This window comes from Pedobacter sp. AK013, assembly GCF_014205835.1.
Classification (GTDB): domain Bacteria; phylum Bacteroidota; class Bacteroidia; order Sphingobacteriales; family Sphingobacteriaceae; genus Pedobacter.
Genome location: NZ_JACHCQ010000018.1, coordinates 85,883 through 108,093, shown reverse-complemented (window position 1 = coordinate 108,093; position 22,211 = coordinate 85,883). Strand labels below are relative to the sequence as shown.

Sequence of the window (22,211 nt, the reverse complement as noted above, 5' to 3'; positions counted from 1 at the left end):
ATATAGGGATAGCACAGTCATTTTCAAAACGCTTAGCGCCTTACGCCAAACGCATTACTTTTTATCAAGTGCGATAAACTTATCGTAATCAATATTTTTTTGCTCTAAAGTAACAACAGATTTGATTTGCTCGAAAGTTTTTAATGCTTTTACTTCTTCGAAAACACGGTTTGCATTTTCTTTTTCCTGCAAAAACTGAACAGCATATTGAGCCAATTGATCTTCTGGAAGTGGACTTGGGCTATACATTCTGAACTGTGCATCCAATTTAGCTTTAGCAGCCTGAACTACATCTTCATATTTAATTTCGATGCTGTTATCTTTAATGATTTTGTTTTCGATTAAAGTCCATTTAAGGTTTTTAGCGAAATCATCGTAACCTTCTGTCAATTCCTCGTCAGTTAGTTTCTCATTTGTAGCTTTTAACCAACGACGTAAAAACTCATCTGGCAATTCGAAATTGTGTTTAGTTAAAAGTGCTTCATAAATATCGTTCGATAATTTACGTTCAGCATCTTGCTTAAACATACTTTCTACTTCTTCAGTAATTTTCGCTCTGAAACCAGCTTCGTCGGTTACTGTACCTTCACCAAATAATTTATCAAAAAACTCTTGGTTTAAGTCAGACTCTTCTAAACGGTTAACGTTTTTAACGTGAAGTTTAAAGCTTGCTTTTAAAGCAGCAGCCTCTTCTTCCGAAATATTTAAAGCTTTTGCAATTACAGCAGCATCTTCGAATGCTTTTTGGATATCGATGGTTACTTCATCATCTTTCTTTAAACCAATTAAAGATTTAAGGATCTTTTTATCTTTGATTTGATCTAAACGAACACTTGCTGTACTGGTAATACCCCCTTCAACAGCAGTACCATCTGCAGATACCTGGGTTAATTCAGCATAAAGTACATCGTCATCAGCCGAAACCTCAGGATTAGTCATTTTACCATAGCTACGACGGATATTTTTGATACGGCTTTCTAAAGTTTCTTTATCAGCTTTAATTACGTATTCTGTAAATTTATCTTTAGATGAAAGATTTACATCAAAAGCTGGAGCTAAACCTAACTCATAATCAAATTCGAAATCATCTGTATTGTCCCATTTAAATTCGCGTTCATCGTCCATTTTAGGAAGTGGTTGACCTAAAATTTCTAATTTCTGTTCAGCGATATAGTTAGATAAGGTATCGTTTAATAAGTTGTTAACCTCTTCTACCAAGATACTTTTGCCATACATTTTTTTAATGTGGGCAGCAGGAACCATTCCTTTACGGAAACCAGGTAATTGTGCTTTTTTAGCTTGATCTTTAATGGCTTTCTCTACTTTTCCAGTGTAATCAGCAGGTGCGATTTTGATTTTTACAACAGCATTTAAGTTGCCGGTTTTTTCCTGTGTAATATTCATTTTTTCTGAGATATGAGTATTGAGATGTACGATTAGACTTGAGTATCGAGATATGAAATTTGAGACAAACAGCACATATCGCTTCAATTAAAACAGCACATCAATTTTTATTAATCAATGTTTTTAAAAACAAAACCGTTCCGATTTTTAAATCGGAACGGCCTTTATCTTGTTGTGCGGAAGAAGGGACTCGAACCCCCACGCCGTGAAGCGCCAGATCCTAAGTCTGGTGCGGCTACCAATTACGCCACTTCCGCAGTTAGGATGTTGTAAGGACTGCAAAGATAGAAACAAGATTGAATAATCAAAAGACATCGGTAATATTTTATTGATTATTTCGATCAAAAACCGCTAACTCTTTAATTTTTAAGGAGAAAAATTTTAATAACAGGGCTATTAGAAGTTTTTGTAACGATTTGTAGGGGGCACAAACCACGAAGACTTGTAACTTAAAGCAGGATTAACGCAGTAATGAAACAGAGCCTTTGTTTTCAGCATAAATTATGAGCATTTATTTTTTTGGAAAGCAGGTTCGGTAGCGTTTGGGCTAATGCAGCCCTGCTCTCCGTTCTTTCCGATGAAAAACCGGAACCACTGCGATCAGGTTTAGGTGGCAAGGATAGATGAAAAATTAATGGTTAAAACGCCAAACGTTCCTACGGAACGAAAACACCAATTTTACAATTGGCTACCGTGGAATCGTCCCTCTGGGACGGCCAGGAAATCTTCTTTTAGCTATTTTTTTGCAGTGTATAGAAAGAAAAACAATTAATTATATAATTGAATATATAACAAATACACCGTCCATGTGCCTCTGTGGTTAAAAATAGCTGAACAGTAACACCAATTACAGAATTAATTACCTATGCCATAAAAAAAACCGTTCTGATGTTAAATCGGAACGGTTAATCTTGTTGTGCGGAAGAAGGGACTCGAACCCCCACGCCGTGAAGCGCCAGATCCTAAGTCTGGTGCGGCTACCAATTACGCCACTTCCGCAGATAGGATGTTTTAAGGATTGCAAAGATAGAAACTAAATTGAATAATCAAATTTTTGTATTGCTTTCTAAGAAACAAAAATTACTTAACAATAATCTGCGAAGTACAGCGCATTGAAATTGTCTTCCAGAACTTGTTTTATCAGTTGTTTTTTAGGAGCTAAAGCTACTTGCAATCGGGACTTAATTATTCAAATAGAAGTTCAATCTAAAAAGATGCTGAAACAAGTTCAGCAGGGCGTATTTTAGCTAACAATTACGTCTCTTAAAACTTTACCAACGTCACCTCAACCAACTCTGGGCCGCCTTCCAGCGGATAGCCAGAAACCTTTTTCCCTTTTATGGTAACCTTCTTATCTAAATAAGTATCAAGATTTATGTTTGCACTTTTTAAGGCATAAGTTTTATTGTCTGCTTTTAATAAATGTGTACCGTACTGAAAGGTAGTCATACCTAATTTTTCAATTGTTCCACTTGCAGTAACGGTACTGGAGTTCCCTCCGTTTTTTATTGAACCACAACTGGAAATTACGGCTACGAACAGGGATAGAATTAAGACTTTTTTCATCGGTTTATGTTTTTTAAAGTAATGCTATGATAACGGGATGATCTAGCTATATGCTACAAATTATAAAAATTTGCCTTTAAAAGCTAGTAATCTGCTTCTGAAACTCAAAAAAGTATTGAACAGCTTTAACTAACCTACTTCCGTACCAGCTAAACATTTCTCCATCTACCAGTATAATTTTTGCTTCCGGAATAGCCGCTTGTATTTCTTCCATATGTTTTTCGCTAAAAGGATAAGGTTCTGACGATAGCAGAATCAGTTCGCAGTTGGTTGTTTTCAGTTGTTGTAATGTTACAGCTGGATAACGTTCATCTTCAATTACATTCGTCATACCATTAAAGAGCAGAATATCGTTTATAAATGTATTTTTCCCTGCAGCCATATAAGGTTTACGCCAGATAAGATAAGCTACCTTTTTATCAATACGATGTTGAAGTGCAAGTGCTTTCAGATCATTAAATCCGGCAGAAATTAAATGGTTAAGGTAGCTGGCTTCTGGTTCGCGATCTACCAGCGCCCCTATCTGGCCGATGGTTTTCATAGCATCATCTAAAGTAAAAATATCACTCATCCAAACCGAAAAGTCTGCTTCAAGCTCCTCTATATCACTTTGGGTATTCTCTTCCTTGTTACCAATAATCAAATCGGGCTTTAAATCCCTGATCAATTCGATGTTGAGCTTTTTTGTTCCGCCAACCTTGGTTCTTTCGGCAAACTTTTCTATCGGATGGATACAAAATTTGGTCAATCCGATAATTTCCTGATCCAATCCCAGATCAAATAACAATTCTGTTTGGGAGGGTACTATAGAAATAATCCGTTTAGGTGGAAAATTAATAGTAACCTCCCGCCCCATCTGATCGGTAAACGTTTTTTGCATAGCGCAAAGGTAATTTAACCACAGCTAAAAAGGGCTAATACTATTAGAAATTATATTAAGCTATTACCGCCACATCTTCTTTTACTATACCATCGGCAATGTGCAAAATCCTATTTCCATACTGGGCATTTTTTTCGGAGTGCGTAACCTGGATAATGGTAATACCATCTTCCTGATTTAGCTTTTTAAACAGCGCCATAATTTCTTCAGCCTGCGCCGATTGCAGGTTACCAGTTGGCTCATCGGCCAGGATAATTGACGGTTGAGCGGCCAGTGCCCTCGCTATACCAACCAATTGCTGCTGGCCTCCAGAAAGTTGATTAGGGAATAAATCTTTTTTGGCCACAATATTAAAGCGGTCTAATAGGTCGGCAATTCTACTTGCCCGCTCGGAGCTACCTACTTTTTTGTACAGTAATGGGGCTTCAATATTTTCGTAAACTGTCATTTCATCAATTAAGTGGTAAGCCTGAAAAACAAAACCGATGTGGTTGCGGTATAATTCGATGCGTTTACGTTCGTTTAAACTGGTTACATCCTCGCCCAGGAAGTTATAAGTACCGTAAGTTGGCTCTTCTAACATGCCGATGATGTTAAGCAATGTCGATTTCCCGGCGCCCGATGGCCCCATAATGGAAACAAACTCGCCCTGATTAATAGTAGTGGTTACCAAACGTAACACATAGTTTTTAACACCTTTATTGGCGTAATACTTTTCGATATTAGTAAGTTGTATCATATTTTAAGCTTTAGGGCATAGGGTTTAAGGCTTAGGGTTTAACGCAGATTAACATTAAACGCTTTACATTAAACCTTATGCTATTATTCATATTTAAGGTTTAGAACATATTTATTTAGGATTGAGGAGCCAGGGTATGTTACCTTAAACCTTTTACCTTAAACCAAATGTCTTTATTCATATTTAAGTGCTTTTACCGGATTTGCTAAAGCAGCCCTCCGGGCCTGTATACTTACGGTTAAAACCGCAATGATGATTGAAACCACAGTAGCCAGAAAGAATGGGTATAACGGTAAATCTATACGATATGCAAAACCATTAAGCCATTTTTTCACCACAATATAGGCGACAGGCCAGCTGATGAGGTTGGCAATGATTACCAAAACCAGGAACGTTTTATTTAAAAGACCAACAATCTGTATATTGGATGCCCCCAAAATTTTTCTCATGGCAATTTCCTTTGTACGGCGTTTTGCTACAAAAGTAGATAGGGCAAACAGACCTAGTAGTGAAAGTGAAACAGAAACAATGCTGAACAGCACTATCATACTGATAAAACGTTTATTATTTTCGAGCACTTTATCAAAAGCACTATCCAAAGTGGTGTACTCCATCAGGAAATCGGGATAGTTATGTTTCCATTCGGCCTTTATTTTTTCGATAATGGCAGCATTTTTATCGCTGTTCAACCTTACAATCAGGTTATTGGTAGAGGATGTGCCGCCTAAAGTGGTTACTTTATAAAGTGTTGGCAGTACTTCCTTGTCAAAACCTTCGTTATGATAATCTTTAATTACACCAATAATCTGAAAATTAAGCATTTTATGCTCGTCAGCGATTTTATAACTTTTACCAACCGGATTTTTATCGATCAGCTTTGCTGCAGCTTCGTTAAGCACAACGGTATTAATAGTATCCTGCTTATATTCTCTTGAAAAAACACGTCCTTTTAAAAGTTTTACACCCAGGGCCGAAAGTGCATCCATGCTTATGGTTACCGTGTTCAATGAAATTTTATTGCCGTTATATTGTATCTCCTCCGGAACGTTAAAGGCATTTCCCATTACCTGGGTTGTGGTAGCCACATACTGCACCCCGGGAATACGCTTTATCTTATCTGCAAGATCCTGATCATAACCTGCTCTGATGTTAATGAGATTGCTCCTTTCGAAACCTAAATCCTTATTATTAAGATAACTTGTTTGCAGGTGCATCACACTTATGGCAATAATAAAGGTGACCGAAATGATAAACTGAAAAACCACGAGCACATTGCGTAAAATTATGCCCTTTAAACTGCCGCTGTAATTGCCTTTTAATACAGAAGCAGGATCGTAATTGGATAAGATCCAGGCAGGGTAAAAACCGGCCAATAAAGTTACCAGCGTAAAAAGACCGAATAGCTGTAAAAGCATATTGAAAAGATGTGGGTTATGCCAAAAACTAAGATCAACATGAAATTGAGTGTTGAACGAAGGCAATAATACCTCAATCAATATCACCGACAGGAACAGGGCAACTATACTCTGTAATGCACACTCCAACAAAAACTGAGCGATCAGTTGCTGTTTATAGGCCCCCATCACCTTTTTAACCCCCACCTCTTTAGCACGTTGAACTGACTGGGCAGTTGCCATATTAACAAAGTTAATAATAGACACCAACAGGAGAAACACACAGATAGCTATTACAGGCTTTAATTTTTCAAGCCAGCTTAACTCAAACGGACGGTTGCCATGAACTTCAGCTAACGGAATTGCTTTTAACTGAAGGTATTTACCATCGGCAAAATAACTTTTGTATTCAATTTTTTTAAGTGGCGCTGTTGACTTTTTATAATCAGTATAAACCCTTTTAAGGGTCTGGTTTAAAAGTTCAGGATCGGTTCCTTCATTTACCCTGGCATAAACCTGGCAATAATTGTTATTTGTTGGATTAACCGGGTCCTTATCTTTATTTCCTGTACGCATAATGGCTGTGAAACCCGCCGTTTCGGGCGTTTGAGGGTCTTCTACCACTCCGGTCACCGTTAAATCCATGCCTTTATCTCCTTGCCAGACAGCTACTTTGATCACTTTACCCAGAACATTACCTTCGCCAAATATTTTTTTGGCCAGACTCTGCTTCAATACAACTGATTTTGGTGCAATTAATGCATTACTTTCGCTGCCCTGCAAAAACCTATACTTAAAAACATGAAAGAAACTGCTATCAGAATCTTTCATCCTGTTAACTGTAATGGGATCGGCATTGCCCACCCTAACAGAATAACCAGTCCTAAAATCCCAATCGGGATCCACTTTCGTAACAGCAATTACCTGTGGAACCTTATGGCGGATGAGGCTCCCTACCCTGCTTTCGTTCGATTCTTGCAGGTGCTCTTTATTATCTGGCGTGAAAAAACTATGGCGCTCCCTGATCTGATAAACATTTTTAAGTGCCGAATCCCAGGTATCGTAGCTTTCTTCGTGGTTAATGTATAACAGCATTAACACAAAAGCAGTCAAGCCAATGGCCAAACCACCAATATTGATGGCGGCATAAATTTTGTTTTTAAACAGGTTGCGCAGTGCAATTTTTAAATTCAGTTTAAACATACAGGTTAAGGCTTAAGGTGTTGGTTTAGGATGTTGGCGTACTAACCTTACGCCTTTTACTTTAAACCTTACACGGTTATTCATATTTTAATGCATCTATAGTATTGGCGTTTGCCGCTTTATACGAGCGGATGCTTACGGTAATTAAAGTAATGGTCATGGAAATAAGCATGGCCAATATAAATGGCCAGATACTCAGGTGGATCCGGTAGGCAAAGGTATCCAGCCACTTACTTACAAAAAGATAAGCTAATGGCCAGGCCACCAAATTGGCAACAAAAACCATGGCGATGAATGAACCATTGAGCATTTTCACCAACTCAATGGTTGACGCCCCCAACACTTTCCGGATCGCAACTTCTTTGGTTCTTTGCGTAGCCACAAAGGAGATTAGCCCAAATAAACCAATAAAAGAAATGAAAATAATTACGCAGGCAAAAACCTTAAAAAGTGTGCCCATTACCTGCTCGCTTTCATAGTAGCTTTTTATCTTGTCATCTACAAAATTGGCATCATAAACATTGTCTGGAAATGTATTACTCCACAAAGCTTGTATCTGTTTCGAGGTTGATAGCAGCTGTGTGCCGTCTAACTTTATTGCAGCTTGCCAATATTGATTTTTATCTGCCGAAATGGCCAAACCAGAAATCCTTTCTTTTAATGATTTGTCGTTAAAATCTTTTACAACTCCTACAATAGGAATGTTAACACCTGAAGCATTAATCATTTTACCCAATGCATTTTCGGGGTTCGTAATACCTACTTTTTTAAGAAAGGTTTCGTTAACCACATAACCATTTGCAGTATCACTTTTCTTAAAAATTTTACCTGCAACTATTTTTAAATCAAAAAGCCTAAAATAATCTTCATCTGCCTTACAGGTCCTTACCTCGAAATCTTTGTTCTTCGTCCCATTAAAGGTAAAATTAGTGGAGTTGATATCCTGAGATAAAGGTGGCGACTGGCAATAACTTAACAATTGAACGCCAGGAATTTTCAACACCCTTTCTTTGAAAACATTGTGTTTGCCCTTGCTTATCTTATCGCCAGGCATGCCCACCATTACTACAGTCGAAGAATTAAACCCCAGCGGTTTCTGTTGAAGGTAATCCATCTGTTTTACTATGATAATTGTACCAATAATGAGTATAATGGTAATTGTAAACTGTACAACCACCAAAATTTTGCGTAAGCTTAAACCGTTATTATTAAGCGCAACTTTATTTTTTATGGCAAGGGCCGGATTAAAACCCGACATAATCATTGCAGGATAAAAGCCTGCCAGGAAACCTACAAATACCACCAATAAGGCCATGAATAAGAAAATAACCGGATGACCAAACAAACTGAACGTAATTTGATTTTTGAAAAGGTTTTGCATAGCTGGTATAAGCAATTCGCTGATGATGCAGGCAACTAGCAGTGCAATTAGTACCAGTACAACCGTTTCGGTTAAAAATTGTACTATAAGCTGTTTACGCTTACCGCCCATTACTTTGCGCACCCCAACCTCTTTAGATCGGTTGATCGCTTGTGCTGTATTTAAATTGATAAAATTGATGCAAGCTGTACAAATTAAAAACAATCCAATAATGGCAAGGCCATAAATCTCACTCCTGGCAATTGTTGCATTTGCAAAATTATCATAACGCCCGTCAAAATGAATGTCTTTTAAAGCCTGTAGCCTGTTGACCTGATTCCCTTCTATCTTTTTATCTGCATAATATTTTTTATTAAATTTTGCCATTGCCCCATCAAGGTCAGATTTGCTGAGTCCGTCTTTAAGCAACACATAGCTACTTAAACTCGAATTGATACAATCCCAGCAGTCGCGGTTACCATAATAATTGTATAAATTTTGGTAAGCGATCACTATTTTTAAAGGAAAGCTTGTGTTTTCTGGCATATCTTGAAATACCCCGGTAACCTTTAACTGTGTTTTAGTTCCAAGTGTAATACTTTTACCAATAGCTTGTTGTATACTCCCAAAGTATTTTATTGCCATCGTTTCAGATAAGGCTGTGCTGTTTGGTTCCTTTAATGCTTCGGTAGGCTTACTGTAATTCCAATTAATGTTTACTATATCAAAAAAGTCAGGTTCAGCAAAGTATATGTCCTCGTTGCTTTTTATAATTTCCCTACCAGAATTATCCCTAACATGCACAATATCCTGAACTTTAGCTATTGCACCTATTTTTTCTATCCCAGCAATCTCATTTCTCGCTGCTGCTGTAAAAGGTATGGGCACCCCTGCAGAGAAATCATTGAATGCGTTGTATTTCCAATCTGTAACTACACGGTAAATCCGGTCGGCATTTTTATAACCTTCATCGAAACTAAGCTGAAATCGGATAAAAATAAAAATGAGGATACAACTGGCCATCCCGATTGATAAACCCAGTATATTGATCATGGTGTAACCCTTGTTTTTCCGAAGGTTTCGCCAGGCGATTTTTAAGTTTAATCTAAACATAGTTTTTAGGTTTAGTGTGAATTATTTGGCGCCTAGCGAGGATTAATCACTTAGCGCCAGGCACCATCAGCAAGTTTATTCGTACTTCAAAGCATCAATTGTATTGGCAGCGGCTGCTTTATACGAGCGGATGCTTACGGTTACCAGTGTAATTGTCATCGAAATAAGCATAGCAAGTGCAAAAGGCCAAATGCTGATATCAATGCGATAGGTAAAGCCAGATAACCATTTTGAGATAAATAAGTATGCGAGTGGCCATGCAACCAAGTTGGCAATAAAAACCATTACCAGAAACGATCCGTTAAGCATCCTAACCAATTCAATTGTCGAAGCACCTAGAACTTTCCTAATGGCTACTTCTTTAGTACGTTGTGCAGCAACGAATGATATTAAGCCAAATAGGCCGATAAATGAAATAAAAATAATGGTGCCTGCAAATACTTTAAAAAGCGTACCCATAATTTGCTCGGTTTGATAATACTGGTTAATTTCATCATCCATAAAAGAGGCACCATAAACGTACTCAGGAAGAACACTATTCCAGGTACTTTCAATTACTTTCATGGCCGACAAAATGCTTTTACTATCCAGTTTAACCGCTATTTTAGTGTATGAGTTTTTATCACTGCTAATAATAATCGGAGAAATAGGTTCATGCAAATTCATATTATTAAAGTCCTTTACCACTCCAACAATATAACCCATTTTACCATGAAGCCTGATGGCTTTCCCAATAGCATCGTTGTAGTTAACTACATTAAGTTTTTTTAATATCGTTTCGTTCACCACAAAGTCTTTTAATGTATCGCTTTTAGAAAGTCCTTTACCTGCAATAATTTCTAAACCAAAGGTTTTAAAATAATTTTCGTCTACATCTTTAGTATTGGCTTGAAAAGTTGCATTTATCGTTCCGTTGTATTTAAAATTATATTCATTATTAGAGGATGAAGATGGCCCGGAAGCACAAAAACTTGTAGATAAAACGCCAGGTATTTTATTAATTCGATCTTGTAAAGTATGATATCGTGTAATTGCAATGCTATCAGAAGGTATATCTACCAAAGCTACCGCAGATGGATTAAAACCAAGAGGCTTCTCTCTCATGTAGTTCATTTGGTTCAGTACAACTAAAGTGCCTATAATGAGTATAATGGTGATGGCAAATTGAACCACTACCAGTATCTTTCTCAAACTTAAGCTACCAGCATTTGCTGTAATTTTATTTTTAATTGCTAATGCCGGGCTGTAGCCTGACATGATCATAGCAGGATAAAAACCTGCCAAAAAGCTTACCACAAGCATCAGCAAGATCATAAATAAAAGGATAATCGGGTGTTCGGTAATACTAAATGAAATGTCTTCTTTAAATAAGCTTTTCATTCCCGGTAAGGCAGCTTCCGTTAAGACACACCCCACCAACAACGAGATAACCGTGATGGTTAAAGTTTCAGTTAAGAACTGAAAAATTAATTGTTTACGTAAACTACCCATTACTTTACGAACACCAACCTCTTTTCCTCTGCTTACTGCTTGTGCCGTTGCCAAATTAATAAAATTGATACATGCAGTAAGTAGTAAAAAAACACCAATAATAGCCAAACCGTACAACTCTTTTTTAGGCGTTGTTTTATTAGCAAAGTTGCCAAGGTTGGCATTATAGTGAATATCTCTTAATGGTTGAAGTTTATGTCCCTCTTTTGAAATTTTGTCTTTTTCATAATATTTATTAATAAACTGGGGAATACCTGCACTAACATCTTCAACAGAAATACCTTCTTTTAATAATACATAACATTCGGAATTGGACGAAACAGAAGCCCATGCCTTTAGTTCAGGTAGTGCACGGTTTAGGTATGTTTTATAAGAAATGAGCACCTTAAGAGGAAAAGAGCTGTTATCTGGCATTTTTTCTATGATGCCTGTAACTTTAAGGTCGGTTTTGTTTTGAAAATTAATACTTTGCCCTACTGCCTTGTGCCAGTCTCCAAAAAATTTATCGGCCATATCACTTGATAAAACAACAGTATTTGGCTGGCTTAACGACTGACGTGGATTTCCTTCAAGCCATTTAAAATCGAAAATCTCAAAGAATTCGGGCTCAACATAGTGTACATCTTCTGCTGTTTTAATCTTATTTTTCCCTAACGCGTCTTTTACTTTGATGATTCCACCACCACCTTGAATGGCTGCAACTTTATCTAGTTGTTGTTTAAAATCATTACGCATTGCCGGAGGTAAAGGCTTGGGTGTTCCCTGCGATTCGAAAAAACTATCTGCAGTGGTCCAATTGGTTACTACCCGATATATACGGCTTTCATTCTTAAAATTTTCATCAAAACTTAACTGGTAACGAATGAAAATAAAAATAAGAATGCAACTGGCCATTCCAATGGAAAGCCCCAAAACATTAATAAAAGTATTGACTTTGTTTTTCCAAAGATTTCGCCAAGCGATTTTTAAGTTCAATTTAAACATAAGGTTTAAGTATTAGGGATTAGGGGGTTAAGGGTTGGCGTATCAACTTTACGCCAATTAACATTAACCTTAAACATTATTCATATTCAAATACACTAATTGGGTTTAAGACCTTGGCGCATTAACCTTAGGCCCTAAACCTTTTAGCCTTATTCATATTTAAGAGCATCAACGGCATTGGCTTTGGCCACTTTAAAAGTTTGCAGGCTTACTGTTAAAACGGCAATAATTACAGAGCTTAAAAGAGCAAGTAAAAAGGGCCATAAATTAACCGTAATTTTATAATCATACTTCTCCAGCCACTTGGTAACGAGAATGTAGGCTACCGGTATAGCAATGATATTGGATATGACCACCAATTTCATAAAATCTTTATTCAACAACACCAATATATCGGAAAGATTGGCACCCAGCACTTTACGGATACTGATTTCTTTGCTACGTTGCTCAGCAGTATATAATGCTAAACCCAATAAACCTAAGCAGGAAATGAAAATGGCAAAACCGCCAAAAATATTCGAAAGTACACTGAGCAATCTTTCGCTCCGAAGTTTTTCGGCCATACCCTGACTAACCAATTTTACTTCTATCGGATATGCAGAATTTAAACGTTGACTCACCGATTTTATAGCTTCAATTGAGTTGGAAAGTGATTGTTTAGGATTTAGTTTAAGTAATAAAACACGACTTGTTTTAATGTTATAATAATAAACTGTTGGTTGTATTTTTGAAGCTAATGATTCGTTTGAATAATCTTGTACAACACCCACTACTTTAAGTGGCGGGTTATCTCCCCAATGGATAACGGTACCTACAGGATTTTTTAATCCCATTATTTTAACAGCGGTTTGATTAAGCAATAGTGATGTTGAGGTATCAGCCGAAAATTTAGGATCAAAATCTCTCCCTGCAATAATCTTTACACCGGTTGTTTTGGCAAAATCGAAACCTGTACTTCTATAATTAATAATCGAAACATCATTTTTCGGCTTTCCTGGCCACTGAATGTCACTAGTAATTGAACCGCGATCAGTAAATGAGCTTGCATATTCTGTTGCGGCAGTTATTGCACCTGCCCTTTCTAATTCATTTTTAAAAGTTTGTAGCTTCTCCGGCTTGGTCCATTCTCCTTCTAAATCTATCTGCGCAAGCGCGGCTTGATCAAAACCGAGGGGCTTATTTTTAAGGTGTTGAATTTGGCTGTAAATTACAATGGCAGAAATAATCATACAGATAGAAAGGCTAAACTGCACCACTACCAAAGTTTTACGGATAGATAATGAACCCGTAGCGCCTTTAAAACCTTTTAACACCTTTACCGGGATAAATGAGGAAAGATAAAACGCAGGATAACTGCCCGCAAGTAAACCGGTGATCAGTACCATAGCAAGCAATATGCTCCAAAACTGATAAGCATGATAATCAATCTTGATTGAAATATTGAGCAGATTATTAAAATAAGGTAAAGATACTTCGAGCAAGGTAAAGGCAATTAACATGGCCAAAAACGATAATAGTAACGACTCTATTATAAACTGTCCCATTATGGTATTTCTGGTAGAACCTAAAGCCTTCCTAACCCCCACTTCTCTGGCTCTCTTCTCTGATTTGGCGGTGGAAAGATTCATGTAGTTGATACAGGCAATAAACAGCACGCAAATGGCCAGAAATACAAACAGCCTCAATTGATCGATTTTACCTCCAACCGCTTTTCCGCCTTCAAAATCGTCATATAAATGAAATTTACTTAAAGGGAAAAGAAAAGGCTCGTAGGTCATTTCTTTTAAATCAGGTTCTTTATTTACTATAAAGTTTTTTAAAACCGAATTTGTGGCCGCCAAAGAAGCATTATCTTTGAGTTGAAATAAAGTTAAACAGGTAATTGCTCCCCACCCATTTTCTTTTTCTGAAGGATTTTCCTGCTCTAAAAAAGCCCATGGCTGTAACAGATCATACTGCATGCTCTGATTTTTAGGAAGATCTTCTATTACGGCACTTACTTTTAAATTAACCCGGTTATCGTATTTAATGAGCTGCCCGATAGGATTCTCATCACCAAATAACTTTTTTGATGTAGATTGGCTAATAAGCACATTATTTGGTTCATTTAGCGCTGTATTTGGATCTCCATAGATAAATTTATGATCGAGAATCTTTAAAAAATCAGGGTCAACATTTATCCCTGATAATTTAAAGTTGTGTTGGTTCCGGCTGTACAACTTTTGCCCGTTATTCATCGACATACGCGCTGCACTTTTAATACCAGGCAATTCTGAAACTCCAGCTTTGGCCAGTTTATTGGGAACTGCCATTGTGGTAGCCAGTTTACCGTTAAACTTTAAATTTAAAGCCGTTAAATATACTTTATCAGCATTTTTATAATGTTTATCGAAGCTCCACTCATAATTTACGTAAAGCAGCAACATTAAACAACAGGCCATTCCAATAGCAAGTCCGCCAACATTAATTAAAGTAAAACCCTTATTTTTCCAAAGATTACGTAATGCTATTTTTAGGTTTAATCTGAACATGATAGATTAACTGTATAAATTGTTAAAATGGTTAATTGTTATATTGCTAACTGAAAACTGCCAACCGAATTACTCATATTTCAGTGCATCAACAGGGTTGGCATTAGCTGTTTTATAGGCCTGAAAACTCACGGTAATCAATGCCATCATCAAAGTTCCAAATCCTGCAATTGGCATAATCCACCATGATATTTCGGTATGAAACTCGAATTTCATCAGCCATTTATTCATTAAAAAATAACTCAATGGAATAGCAATTATAATAGAAACCACTATCATTTTTACAAAAGAAAGCGACAGCAGTTGCATTAAATTAAATACCGAAGCTCCTAATACTTTGCGCACACCAAATTCTTTTGTCCGCTGCTCTGCACTATAAGATACCAAACCGAATAGCCCCAAGCAGGAAACAAAAATGGCCAGTCCACCGAAAAGATTTGAAAGTATACCTAAAGTTTTTTCGGTATTATATTTTTCGGAGTATACATTATTTAAAAAATTAATTTCTAAAGGATAAGCCGGATTTAAAGCTTTTGTAATCTTACTGATGGTTTCAATATTATTTTGAAGGCTGTTATTTTCATTTAAGCGCATCGTGATATTTCCAGTTTGTTTCTTATCAAAAAATACCACCATCGGGTTGTTCGATTTGTAAGGCGAATCCCAAACATAATCGTCGAAAATACCTATGATATTAAATTTATCACCAAAAATGGTAATTGTTTTACCCACCGGGTTTTTATAGCCAAAAATTTTAACAGCGGATGCACTTACCATCACCGCACTGGTATCTGAAGCGAAGTTTTCCGAAAAGTCTCTTCCAGTGGTTAATTTGATACCATTGGTTTTGATAAAATCGTAAGTGGTAATTACCTGGTTAAACAGTTGGTTGTTTGTAGCTTTCAACATACCTTCCCATTCTATACCTGAAAAGTTGCGTCCATGATGAGATAAGCTAACTGATGATTGGAACATTGAAGTAACCGCACCTGATTTTAACAACTGCGAACGTAGCAAATCATATTTTACTTTCAGTTCCCCATCTTGCGGCATTTCTACCAAAGCATTCACATCAAAGCCTACCGGTCTGTTTTTAATATATTGGATCTGTTTGTAGATAACCAAAGTGGAAATAATGAGGATAATAGCAAAGCAAAACTGCCCTACCACCAATATCTGCCTTAAGCTTACCGAAAACAACGCTTTTGACTTAATTTTTCTTTTTAAGGTTTGTATGGGATTAAAAGATGATAGATAAAATGCAGGATAACTACCCGCTATTAGGCCTGTAGCAATAACAATTCCTAAAATACCTACCCAGCTGGCACTGTTAAAGTACGAGATGTTTAATTTAATATTCAAAAGGTTATTAAAGGTTGGTAGAAATAATTCGAGGATGGCAATGGAAAAAATCACCGCAATAAATGTCAACATCATCGACTCGGTTAAAAACTGTAGAATCAGCGATCTTCTATTCGCACCAATGGTCTTTTTTATGCCAACCTCTTTTGCACGTTTTTCTGATTTGGCTGTAGCCATGTTCATAAAATTGATGCAGGCGATCAATAGAATGCCGAAAGCGAGTCCAACAAACAGATAAATCTGCTCTATGGCACCGCCAATACTTTTGCCATCCTCAAACTTGCCGTACAAATGTAAACTTGCCAATGGAAACAATACCTGAGATTGCTGGTTGTCTGTGTTATTCTTTTTCTCAATCTGAATTATCTTTTGGTTAACCAAGTCTAAATTCACGCCGCTTTTCAACATTACAAGCGTTACAAAACTATAATTTCTCCAGTTTAGGTCTTTAGCACTTCTATCAATGGTTTCGTATAAAGCCCAGGGCATTAAATAATCAAATTTGTTTGAACTGTTATCGGGCTGATCTTTAATTACACCGGTAATATTTAAATCTAAATAATCTTTAAAACGTACCGATTTATTCAAGACATCAGTAGTTCCAAATAATACTTTAGCGGTAGATTCAGTTAAAATAACAGAATTAGGGTTGGTTAAAGCTGTATTTCCATCACCATGAATAAATTCGTAATCGTACATTTTCAAGATGTCTGGTTCAGCAAATTTAGATTGACGCTTAAATGCGTTTTGACCGTTGGCAATTAAATTCTTGCCACCGTAATCCATTCTTGCCACGTATCTAAGCTCTGGCAACTCTTGTTTAATCGTCGGACCGAAAGCAGTTGTCGAGCCTTCGAATGTTCCTGCAATTTTACCGTTATCACCAGGGATATTAGTCATCGCTGTAAAAACATCATTTGAATTTTTGGCTTGCTTATCAAAGTTCCATTCGTAGGTAACGTACAGGAGCAACATTAAACAGGCAGCCAAACCAATAGCCAGGCCGATTACGTTAATGAATGAGCTTACCTTATTTTTCCAAAGGTTACGCAGTGCGATTTTTAGGTTGAGTTTAAACATTAGGTTTAAGGTTTGAGGTATAGGGTTTAAGGTTTGGCGTTTTAACCTTACGCCCTCAACCTTTTAACCTTACACCTTATTCATATTTAAAGTATTATTGGGTCTAGGGATTTGGCTTATTTACCTTAAGCCTTTTACCTTAAACCCTCCGCTTTACTCATATTTAAGTGCATCTACCGGGTTTGCCTTTGCTACCTTAATTGATTGCACACTCACAGTAAGTATTGCTATAATAACCGATAGGCTTATAGCGGCAATAAATGGCAATGTTGAAACCGGAATCCGGTATTCGTAGCCTGAAAGCCATTTGTTTATAATAATATAAGCCAATGGAAATGCAATCAGGTTGGCAATGGCAACCAGTTTTATAAAATCTTTGTTCAATAAGGTTAGTATGTTTGCCGTGCTTGCGCCCAGAACTTTGCGAATGCTGATTTCTTTTTTGCGCTGCTCGGCCATAAATAAAGCTAAGCCCAGCAATCCGAGACAGGAAATGAAGATAGCAAAGCCTCCAAACCAGTTGGAAAGCGTTCCCAACAACTTTTCATCTCTGAATTTCCATTCAAAATTATCATCAACAAATCTTATTTCGGTTGGGTAAGATGGATTTAACCTTTTTACTGCTTCATTAATTTTGCTGATGGACGTGGTAATGTTGTTTTTATCATTCAACCGCATAATAATAGTGGTGGCACGGCCAGGATTTTGGGCAATAAGTAATGGTGCGGCTTTTTGATAAGGTGATTCCATTACGTAATCTTTAACTACCCCTATAATTCTCAAGGGTTGATCCCAGGTGATCATTTTGCCCACAGGATCTTTCATTCCCATTACCTTAACCAGTGCTTCGTTAACAATTACATTGGCGGTATCTGCGAAATCCTTTGAGAAATCCCTGCCCTGTAAAATTTCCATTCCCGTAGTTTTGATGAGGTCGAGATTGGTAAACCTAAAATTAACCAGGATCTTATCTTTTTCATTTTTGCCAGGCCAGCTCACGCCATAAGTATTGTTCCCTCCGGAGGTTAAAGACATACTATATTCTGTTGAGGCAGTTATGGCCCCTGATTTTAGCAGCTCGTCTTTCAGGATTTCGCGTTTTTCTTTTTTCGAAAATTCGCCCTCAGTAGAAATCTGCACCAGGTTTGCGCGGTTGTAACCTATCGGTTTATTTTTAATATAGTTTAATTGCTGATAAATTACTGCTGTACATACAATTAAACAGGCTGCAAACACAAACTGAAAAACCACCAAAAATTTACGGATAGACAAGGTAGATCCTCCCGAAATTTTAAAACCTTTTAAAACTTTAACCGGATCGAAAGAAGACAGGTAAAATGCAGGGTAACTTCCGGCAATAAAAGCAGTTAACAGGGTTAAACCTAAAAATACGGTCCAGAATTTATAATCGCTGTAATTAATATCTAGATTAATTCCCAAAAGATTGTTAAAGTAAGGCAAACTTATTTCGATCAGCACAAAAGCCAACAACATACTTAAAGTGGTAAGTAAAACTGATTCGAACATAAACTGACGGACCAAATTATTCCTTGAAGAACCAATGGCTTTACGTACACCAACTTCACGCGCCCGCTTTTCTGATTTAGCGGTAGAAAGGTTCATGAAATTAACACAGGCAATTAGCAGGATACAAAAAGCCAAAAGGAAAAAGATTCTCAACTGATCAATCTTTCCGCCTACATTTTTGCCATTTTCAAATTTATCGTATAAATGCCATTTGGATAAAGGATGCATAAAAGGTTCGCCATTTGCTTCTTTATCATGTGCTTTGATCATACCTTTCATCTGGTTATTGGCGCGATCAAAAAAGGAGTTATCCTGAAGTTGTGCAAACAACATGCAATAATTGTTTCCCCAGCCACTTTCTTTAGTCCATGGATTTAATTTTTCATACAATTTCCACGACATGATATAATCCAAATGGATTGTGGAATTTTTAGGCGAATCCTCAATTACAGCTTCGACCCTCAAATTTTCTTTTTTATCAAGTTTTACGGTTTTATTGATCGGATCTTCATTCCCAAATAGATTTTTCGCCAGTGTTTCTGTCAAAACTACTCCATCAACACTATTCAACATGGTATTTTTATCACCCTTTAAAACTTTATAATCGAATATTCTTGTGAAATCAGGATCACTGAAAACGGCGTTCTTTTTAAAATTGTTATGGTTATAAGAAATGAGCATCTGCTCTGCATACGATAAACGGCTCACTTTGGCAATACCGGGCACTTTATCCTTTATTTCATCTCTCAACAGACCTGGAAAGGCCATAAAACTAAAAGTTTCTGTAGCAGTTTTTTGGTTATTATAAAGTACATAGGTTTTATCATAATCTTTGAATTGCTTATCGTATCCATATTCGTAAGCTACGTACAATAATAAGATCATGCAGCTGGCCAAGCCGATGGCTAATCCACCAAGGTTGATCAGGGTAAAGCCTTTGTTTCTCCAGAGGTTGCGTAATGCTATTTTAAGGTTGAGTTTAAACATATTTGTGTGGTTTAACGTAAAGCATTTGTCAGTAGCGGTAATCCATGCTGATTGCCATGTACTAAACGTGTTATTTATTCATATTTTAATGCATCAATAGGATTTGCCTTCGCCACTTTAACTGACTGAACACTAACCGTAAGTATGGCAATGAGTACCGACAAAGCAATAGCGACTATAAATGGCAGTGCAGATATATCGATGCGATACTCGAAACTTGAAAGCCATTTATTTACAATAATATAGGCTAATGGAAACGCTATAAGATTGGCAATGGCCACCAATTTTATAAAATCTTTATTTAGCAACACGAGGATATTGCCAGTGCTGGCTCCTAAAACCTTACGGATACTAATTTCCTTTTTGCGTTGCTCTGCCATAAAAAGTGCCAGGCCTAATAATCCCAGGCAGGAAATGAAAATTGCGAAACCACCAAACCAGTTGGAAAGTGATCCTAAAAGTTTTTCATTTTTAAATTTCACTTCAAAAGATTCGTTCACAAATTTGCGGTTAACAGGATAATTGGGTTCCATTTGCTTTACTATATCATCAATTTTAGCCAATGATGAACTGATGTTTTGATTTGGATTTAACCGCGCAATGATAACCCTCGCGTCGTCTCTTTGATTTACTCTAAAAATCATTGGAGCCACTCTTTGATAAGCACTTTCTACTACAAAATCTTTTACTACGCCAACTGTGGTTAATTTTTTTCCCCAGAAAGTAATAATCTTACCAATCGGATTCTTTAATCCCATCATTTTCACAGCCGCTTCATTTAACAATACGCTACTTGTATCATGAAATTTCGCAGAAAACTCCCTGCCACTAACCATCTTAGTTCCAATAGTTTCAACAAAATCATATCCTATTGTTCTATGGTTGAAAGAAATAGCCTCGTTCGGGTTTTTACCTTCCCAATTTACAGCCGTAGTATTATCGCCACCTTCAGTAAAATCTGTACTAAAAAAAGTAACATCGCTCGCAGCACCTGATTCTAACAGTTGCGTTTTAAGCAATTCTAATTTAACAGCATCATTCATTTTACCGGATACCGCTATCTGAATTAAATTGGATTGATCGTAACCAATAGGCTTATTTTTAACATAATTAAGTTGCTGATAAATTACTGCTGTACAAATAATTAAACTTGCGGCAAAAACAAATTGGCCAACCACTAATACTTTCCTCACCGAAGCGGATGAATCTGCTTTAAGTGTAAAACCTTTTAAAACTTTGATAGGCTCAAAAGAAGATAGATACAGAGCCGGATAACTACCCGCAATAAATCCGGTTAAAATCATCAAACCAAATAATGCTAACCAAAATGAGCCATTATAGTAATCGATTGTTAATTTAATATCCAACAAACTATTAAAATATGGTAAACTCACCTCAATTAAGATAAAAGCTAAAACGGTGGCAATAAATGTAATGAGCAGTGATTCTAAAAAGAACTGATTAATTAATGATTTACGTGTTGATCCAATTGCTTTACGCACGCCAACTTCTTTTGCCCTGCGCTCTGAGCGCGCTGTAGATAAATTCATAAAATTTACACAGGCAATTAGCAATATGCAAAAGGCGAGTAATAAAAATATTTTGAGTTGATCTATTTTACCGCCTATTGATTTACCATTTACAAAATCATCATATAAATGCCATTTGGTTAAAGGGTGCAGTAAAGCTACTGCTGAATTATCTTTCTGATTGCGTTTGTAAATATCATGCATCAAATCATTTGCTGCAGTAAAAAAGTTATTATCCTGTAATTGAACGAGCGTTAAACACATATTATTTCCCCAATTGCCTTCCTTCACCCAGGTTTCTCGTTTTTCGAACAGTGCCCAGGGCATTATACATTCAAAAGTTAAACTACTATTTGCAGGTGCATCTTCTATTACGGCTTCAACCTTTAATACTTCCTGATTTTCCAGCTTTACCATTTTATTAATGGGATCTTCATTTCCAAATAATTTTGTTGCAAAAGATTTAGTAAGAATGATGGTATTTACATCTTTTAAAACGCTTGCTGAATTACCTTCAAGAAATTTATAATCCAATATTTTAATAAAATTTTGGTCGGCAAATATTGCACTGCTATTTATTTTATTGTTACCAACGGTAATTAATTGTTTCCTCGGATAAGTAGTATGAGCGGCATACTTAACACCAGGGATTTTTTCCTGCACTTCTTTAGCCATCACATTAGGTGTCCATGCCCAACTAAAAGTTTTGCCATTTGCCACCATATTTTGATATACGACATAAGTTTTGTTGCTGTTGCTAAATTGCTTATCGTAACTCCATTCGTAAGCCACGTATAAAAGCAAAATCATACAACTGGCTAAGCCAATGGCCAATCCTCCGATATTAATCAGTGAGAATCCTTTGTTTTTCCAAAGGTTTCGCAAAGCGATTTTTAAATTTAATTTAAACATATTTTTTGAGGTTTAGGATTTAAGGTTTGGCACATCAACCATATGCCGTAGCTTTGAACCTTTATCTTTCTTATGCCTGCACCCAATCTTCCCATCCAGGAAGATTTTTGGGCAGACTTATTATTAACTAAACTAAAATCTTTTTAGAG

General features: G+C 36.7%; 11 protein-coding genes and 2 tRNA genes. All 13 read right to left on the bottom strand.

Annotation, left to right across the window (positions count from 1 at the left end; all coding sequences use genetic code 11):
* Nucleotides 1-54 precede the first annotated feature (54 nt).
* Complete coding sequence (tig, locus tag HDC90_RS13550) at nt 55-1,404, bottom strand: trigger factor (protein WP_184467195.1); 1,350 nt, start codon at nt 1,402-1,404, stop codon at nt 55-57.
* A 175-nt stretch (nt 1,405-1,579) separates the two neighbouring features.
* Nucleotides 1,580-1,661: transfer RNA gene (locus HDC90_RS13545), tRNA-Leu, on the bottom strand.
* 660 nt (nt 1,662-2,321) lie between these two features.
* A tRNA-Leu gene (locus HDC90_RS13540) sits at nt 2,322-2,403 on the bottom strand.
* A gap of 264 nt (nt 2,404-2,667) precedes the next feature.
* Nucleotides 2,668-2,970 carry a hypothetical protein gene (locus tag HDC90_RS13535; protein WP_184467194.1) on the bottom strand — a complete coding sequence of 101 codons (303 nt, stop codon included), beginning with the start codon at nt 2,968-2,970 and terminating at the stop codon, nt 2,668-2,670.
* 76 nt (nt 2,971-3,046) lie between these two features.
* Nucleotides 3,047-3,850 carry a helical backbone metal receptor gene (locus tag HDC90_RS13530; protein ID WP_184467192.1) on the bottom strand — a complete coding sequence of 268 codons (804 nt, stop codon included), beginning with the start codon at nt 3,848-3,850 and terminating at the stop codon, nt 3,047-3,049.
* A 55-nt stretch (nt 3,851-3,905) separates the two neighbouring features.
* Entirely contained in the window at nt 3,906-4,589 is a 684-nt protein-coding gene (locus HDC90_RS13525; protein ID WP_184467190.1) for an ABC transporter ATP-binding protein, read from the bottom strand.
* A gap of 173 nt (nt 4,590-4,762) precedes the next feature.
* Nucleotides 4,763-7,186: an ABC transporter permease gene (locus HDC90_RS13520; RefSeq protein ID WP_184467188.1), complete on the bottom strand. Its 2,424-nt coding sequence runs from the start codon at nt 7,184-7,186 to the stop codon at nt 4,763-4,765.
* Nucleotides 7,187-7,262: 76 nt separating this feature from the next.
* Complete coding sequence (locus tag HDC90_RS13515) at nt 7,263-9,659, bottom strand: ABC transporter permease (protein WP_184467186.1); 2,397 nt, start codon at nt 9,657-9,659, stop codon at nt 7,263-7,265.
* Nucleotides 9,660-9,734: 75 nt separating this feature from the next.
* On the bottom strand, nt 9,735-12,134 hold the full coding sequence (locus HDC90_RS13510; protein ID WP_184467184.1) for an ABC transporter permease: 2,400 nt from the start codon (nt 12,132-12,134) through the stop codon (nt 9,735-9,737).
* Between the two features lie 149 nt (nt 12,135-12,283).
* The gene (locus HDC90_RS13505) at nt 12,284-14,665 is read right to left on the bottom strand and encodes an ABC transporter permease (protein WP_184467182.1); all 2,382 of its coding nucleotides are present in this window, start codon (nt 14,663-14,665) and stop codon (nt 12,284-12,286) included.
* 69 nt (nt 14,666-14,734) lie between these two features.
* Nucleotides 14,735-17,107 (bottom strand): ABC transporter permease, encoded by a 2,373-nt coding sequence (locus tag HDC90_RS13500; protein WP_184467180.1) that lies wholly within the window; start codon nt 17,105-17,107, stop codon nt 14,735-14,737.
* 153 nt (nt 17,108-17,260) lie between these two features.
* A complete protein-coding gene (locus HDC90_RS13495; protein ID WP_184467178.1) occupies nt 17,261-19,621 on the bottom strand; it encodes an ABC transporter permease in 2,361 nt (786 codons plus the stop codon).
* Between the two features lie 74 nt (nt 19,622-19,695).
* The gene (locus HDC90_RS13490) at nt 19,696-22,062 is read right to left on the bottom strand and encodes an ABC transporter permease (protein WP_184467176.1); all 2,367 of its coding nucleotides are present in this window, start codon (nt 22,060-22,062) and stop codon (nt 19,696-19,698) included.
* Nucleotides 22,063-22,211 lie beyond the last annotated feature (149 nt).

What these genes read in the sequence shown, in the direction of transcription:
- HDC90_RS13535 (WP_184467194.1), bottom strand. Translation starts at nt 2,970, where the DNA reads ATGAAAAAAGTCTTAATTCTATCCCTGTTCGTAGCCGTAATTTCCAGT.
- HDC90_RS13490 (WP_184467176.1), bottom strand. Translation starts at nt 22,062, where the DNA reads ATGTTTAAATTAAATTTAAAAATCGCTTTGCGAAACCTTTGGAAAAAC.
- HDC90_RS13520 (WP_184467188.1), bottom strand. Translation starts at nt 7,186, where the DNA reads ATGTTTAAACTGAATTTAAAAATTGCACTGCGCAACCTGTTTAAAAAC.
- HDC90_RS13505 (WP_184467182.1), bottom strand. Translation starts at nt 14,665, where the DNA reads ATGTTCAGATTAAACCTAAAAATAGCATTACGTAATCTTTGGAAAAAT.
- HDC90_RS13510 (WP_184467184.1), bottom strand. Translation starts at nt 12,134, where the DNA reads ATGTTTAAATTGAACTTAAAAATCGCTTGGCGAAATCTTTGGAAAAAC.
- HDC90_RS13525 (WP_184467190.1), bottom strand. Translation starts at nt 4,589, where the DNA reads ATGATACAACTTACTAATATCGAAAAGTATTACGCCAATAAAGGTGTT.
- HDC90_RS13530 (WP_184467192.1), bottom strand. Translation starts at nt 3,850, where the DNA reads ATGCAAAAAACGTTTACCGATCAGATGGGGCGGGAGGTTACTATTAAT.
- HDC90_RS13515 (WP_184467186.1), bottom strand. Translation starts at nt 9,659, where the DNA reads ATGTTTAGATTAAACTTAAAAATCGCCTGGCGAAACCTTCGGAAAAAC.
- HDC90_RS13500 (WP_184467180.1), bottom strand. Translation starts at nt 17,107, where the DNA reads ATGTTTAAACTCAACCTAAAAATCGCACTGCGTAACCTTTGGAAAAAT.
- tig (WP_184467195.1), bottom strand. Translation starts at nt 1,404, where the DNA reads ATGAATATTACACAGGAAAAAACCGGCAACTTAAATGCTGTTGTAAAA.
- HDC90_RS13495 (WP_184467178.1), bottom strand. Translation starts at nt 19,621, where the DNA reads ATGTTTAAACTCAACCTTAAAATAGCATTACGCAACCTCTGGAGAAAC.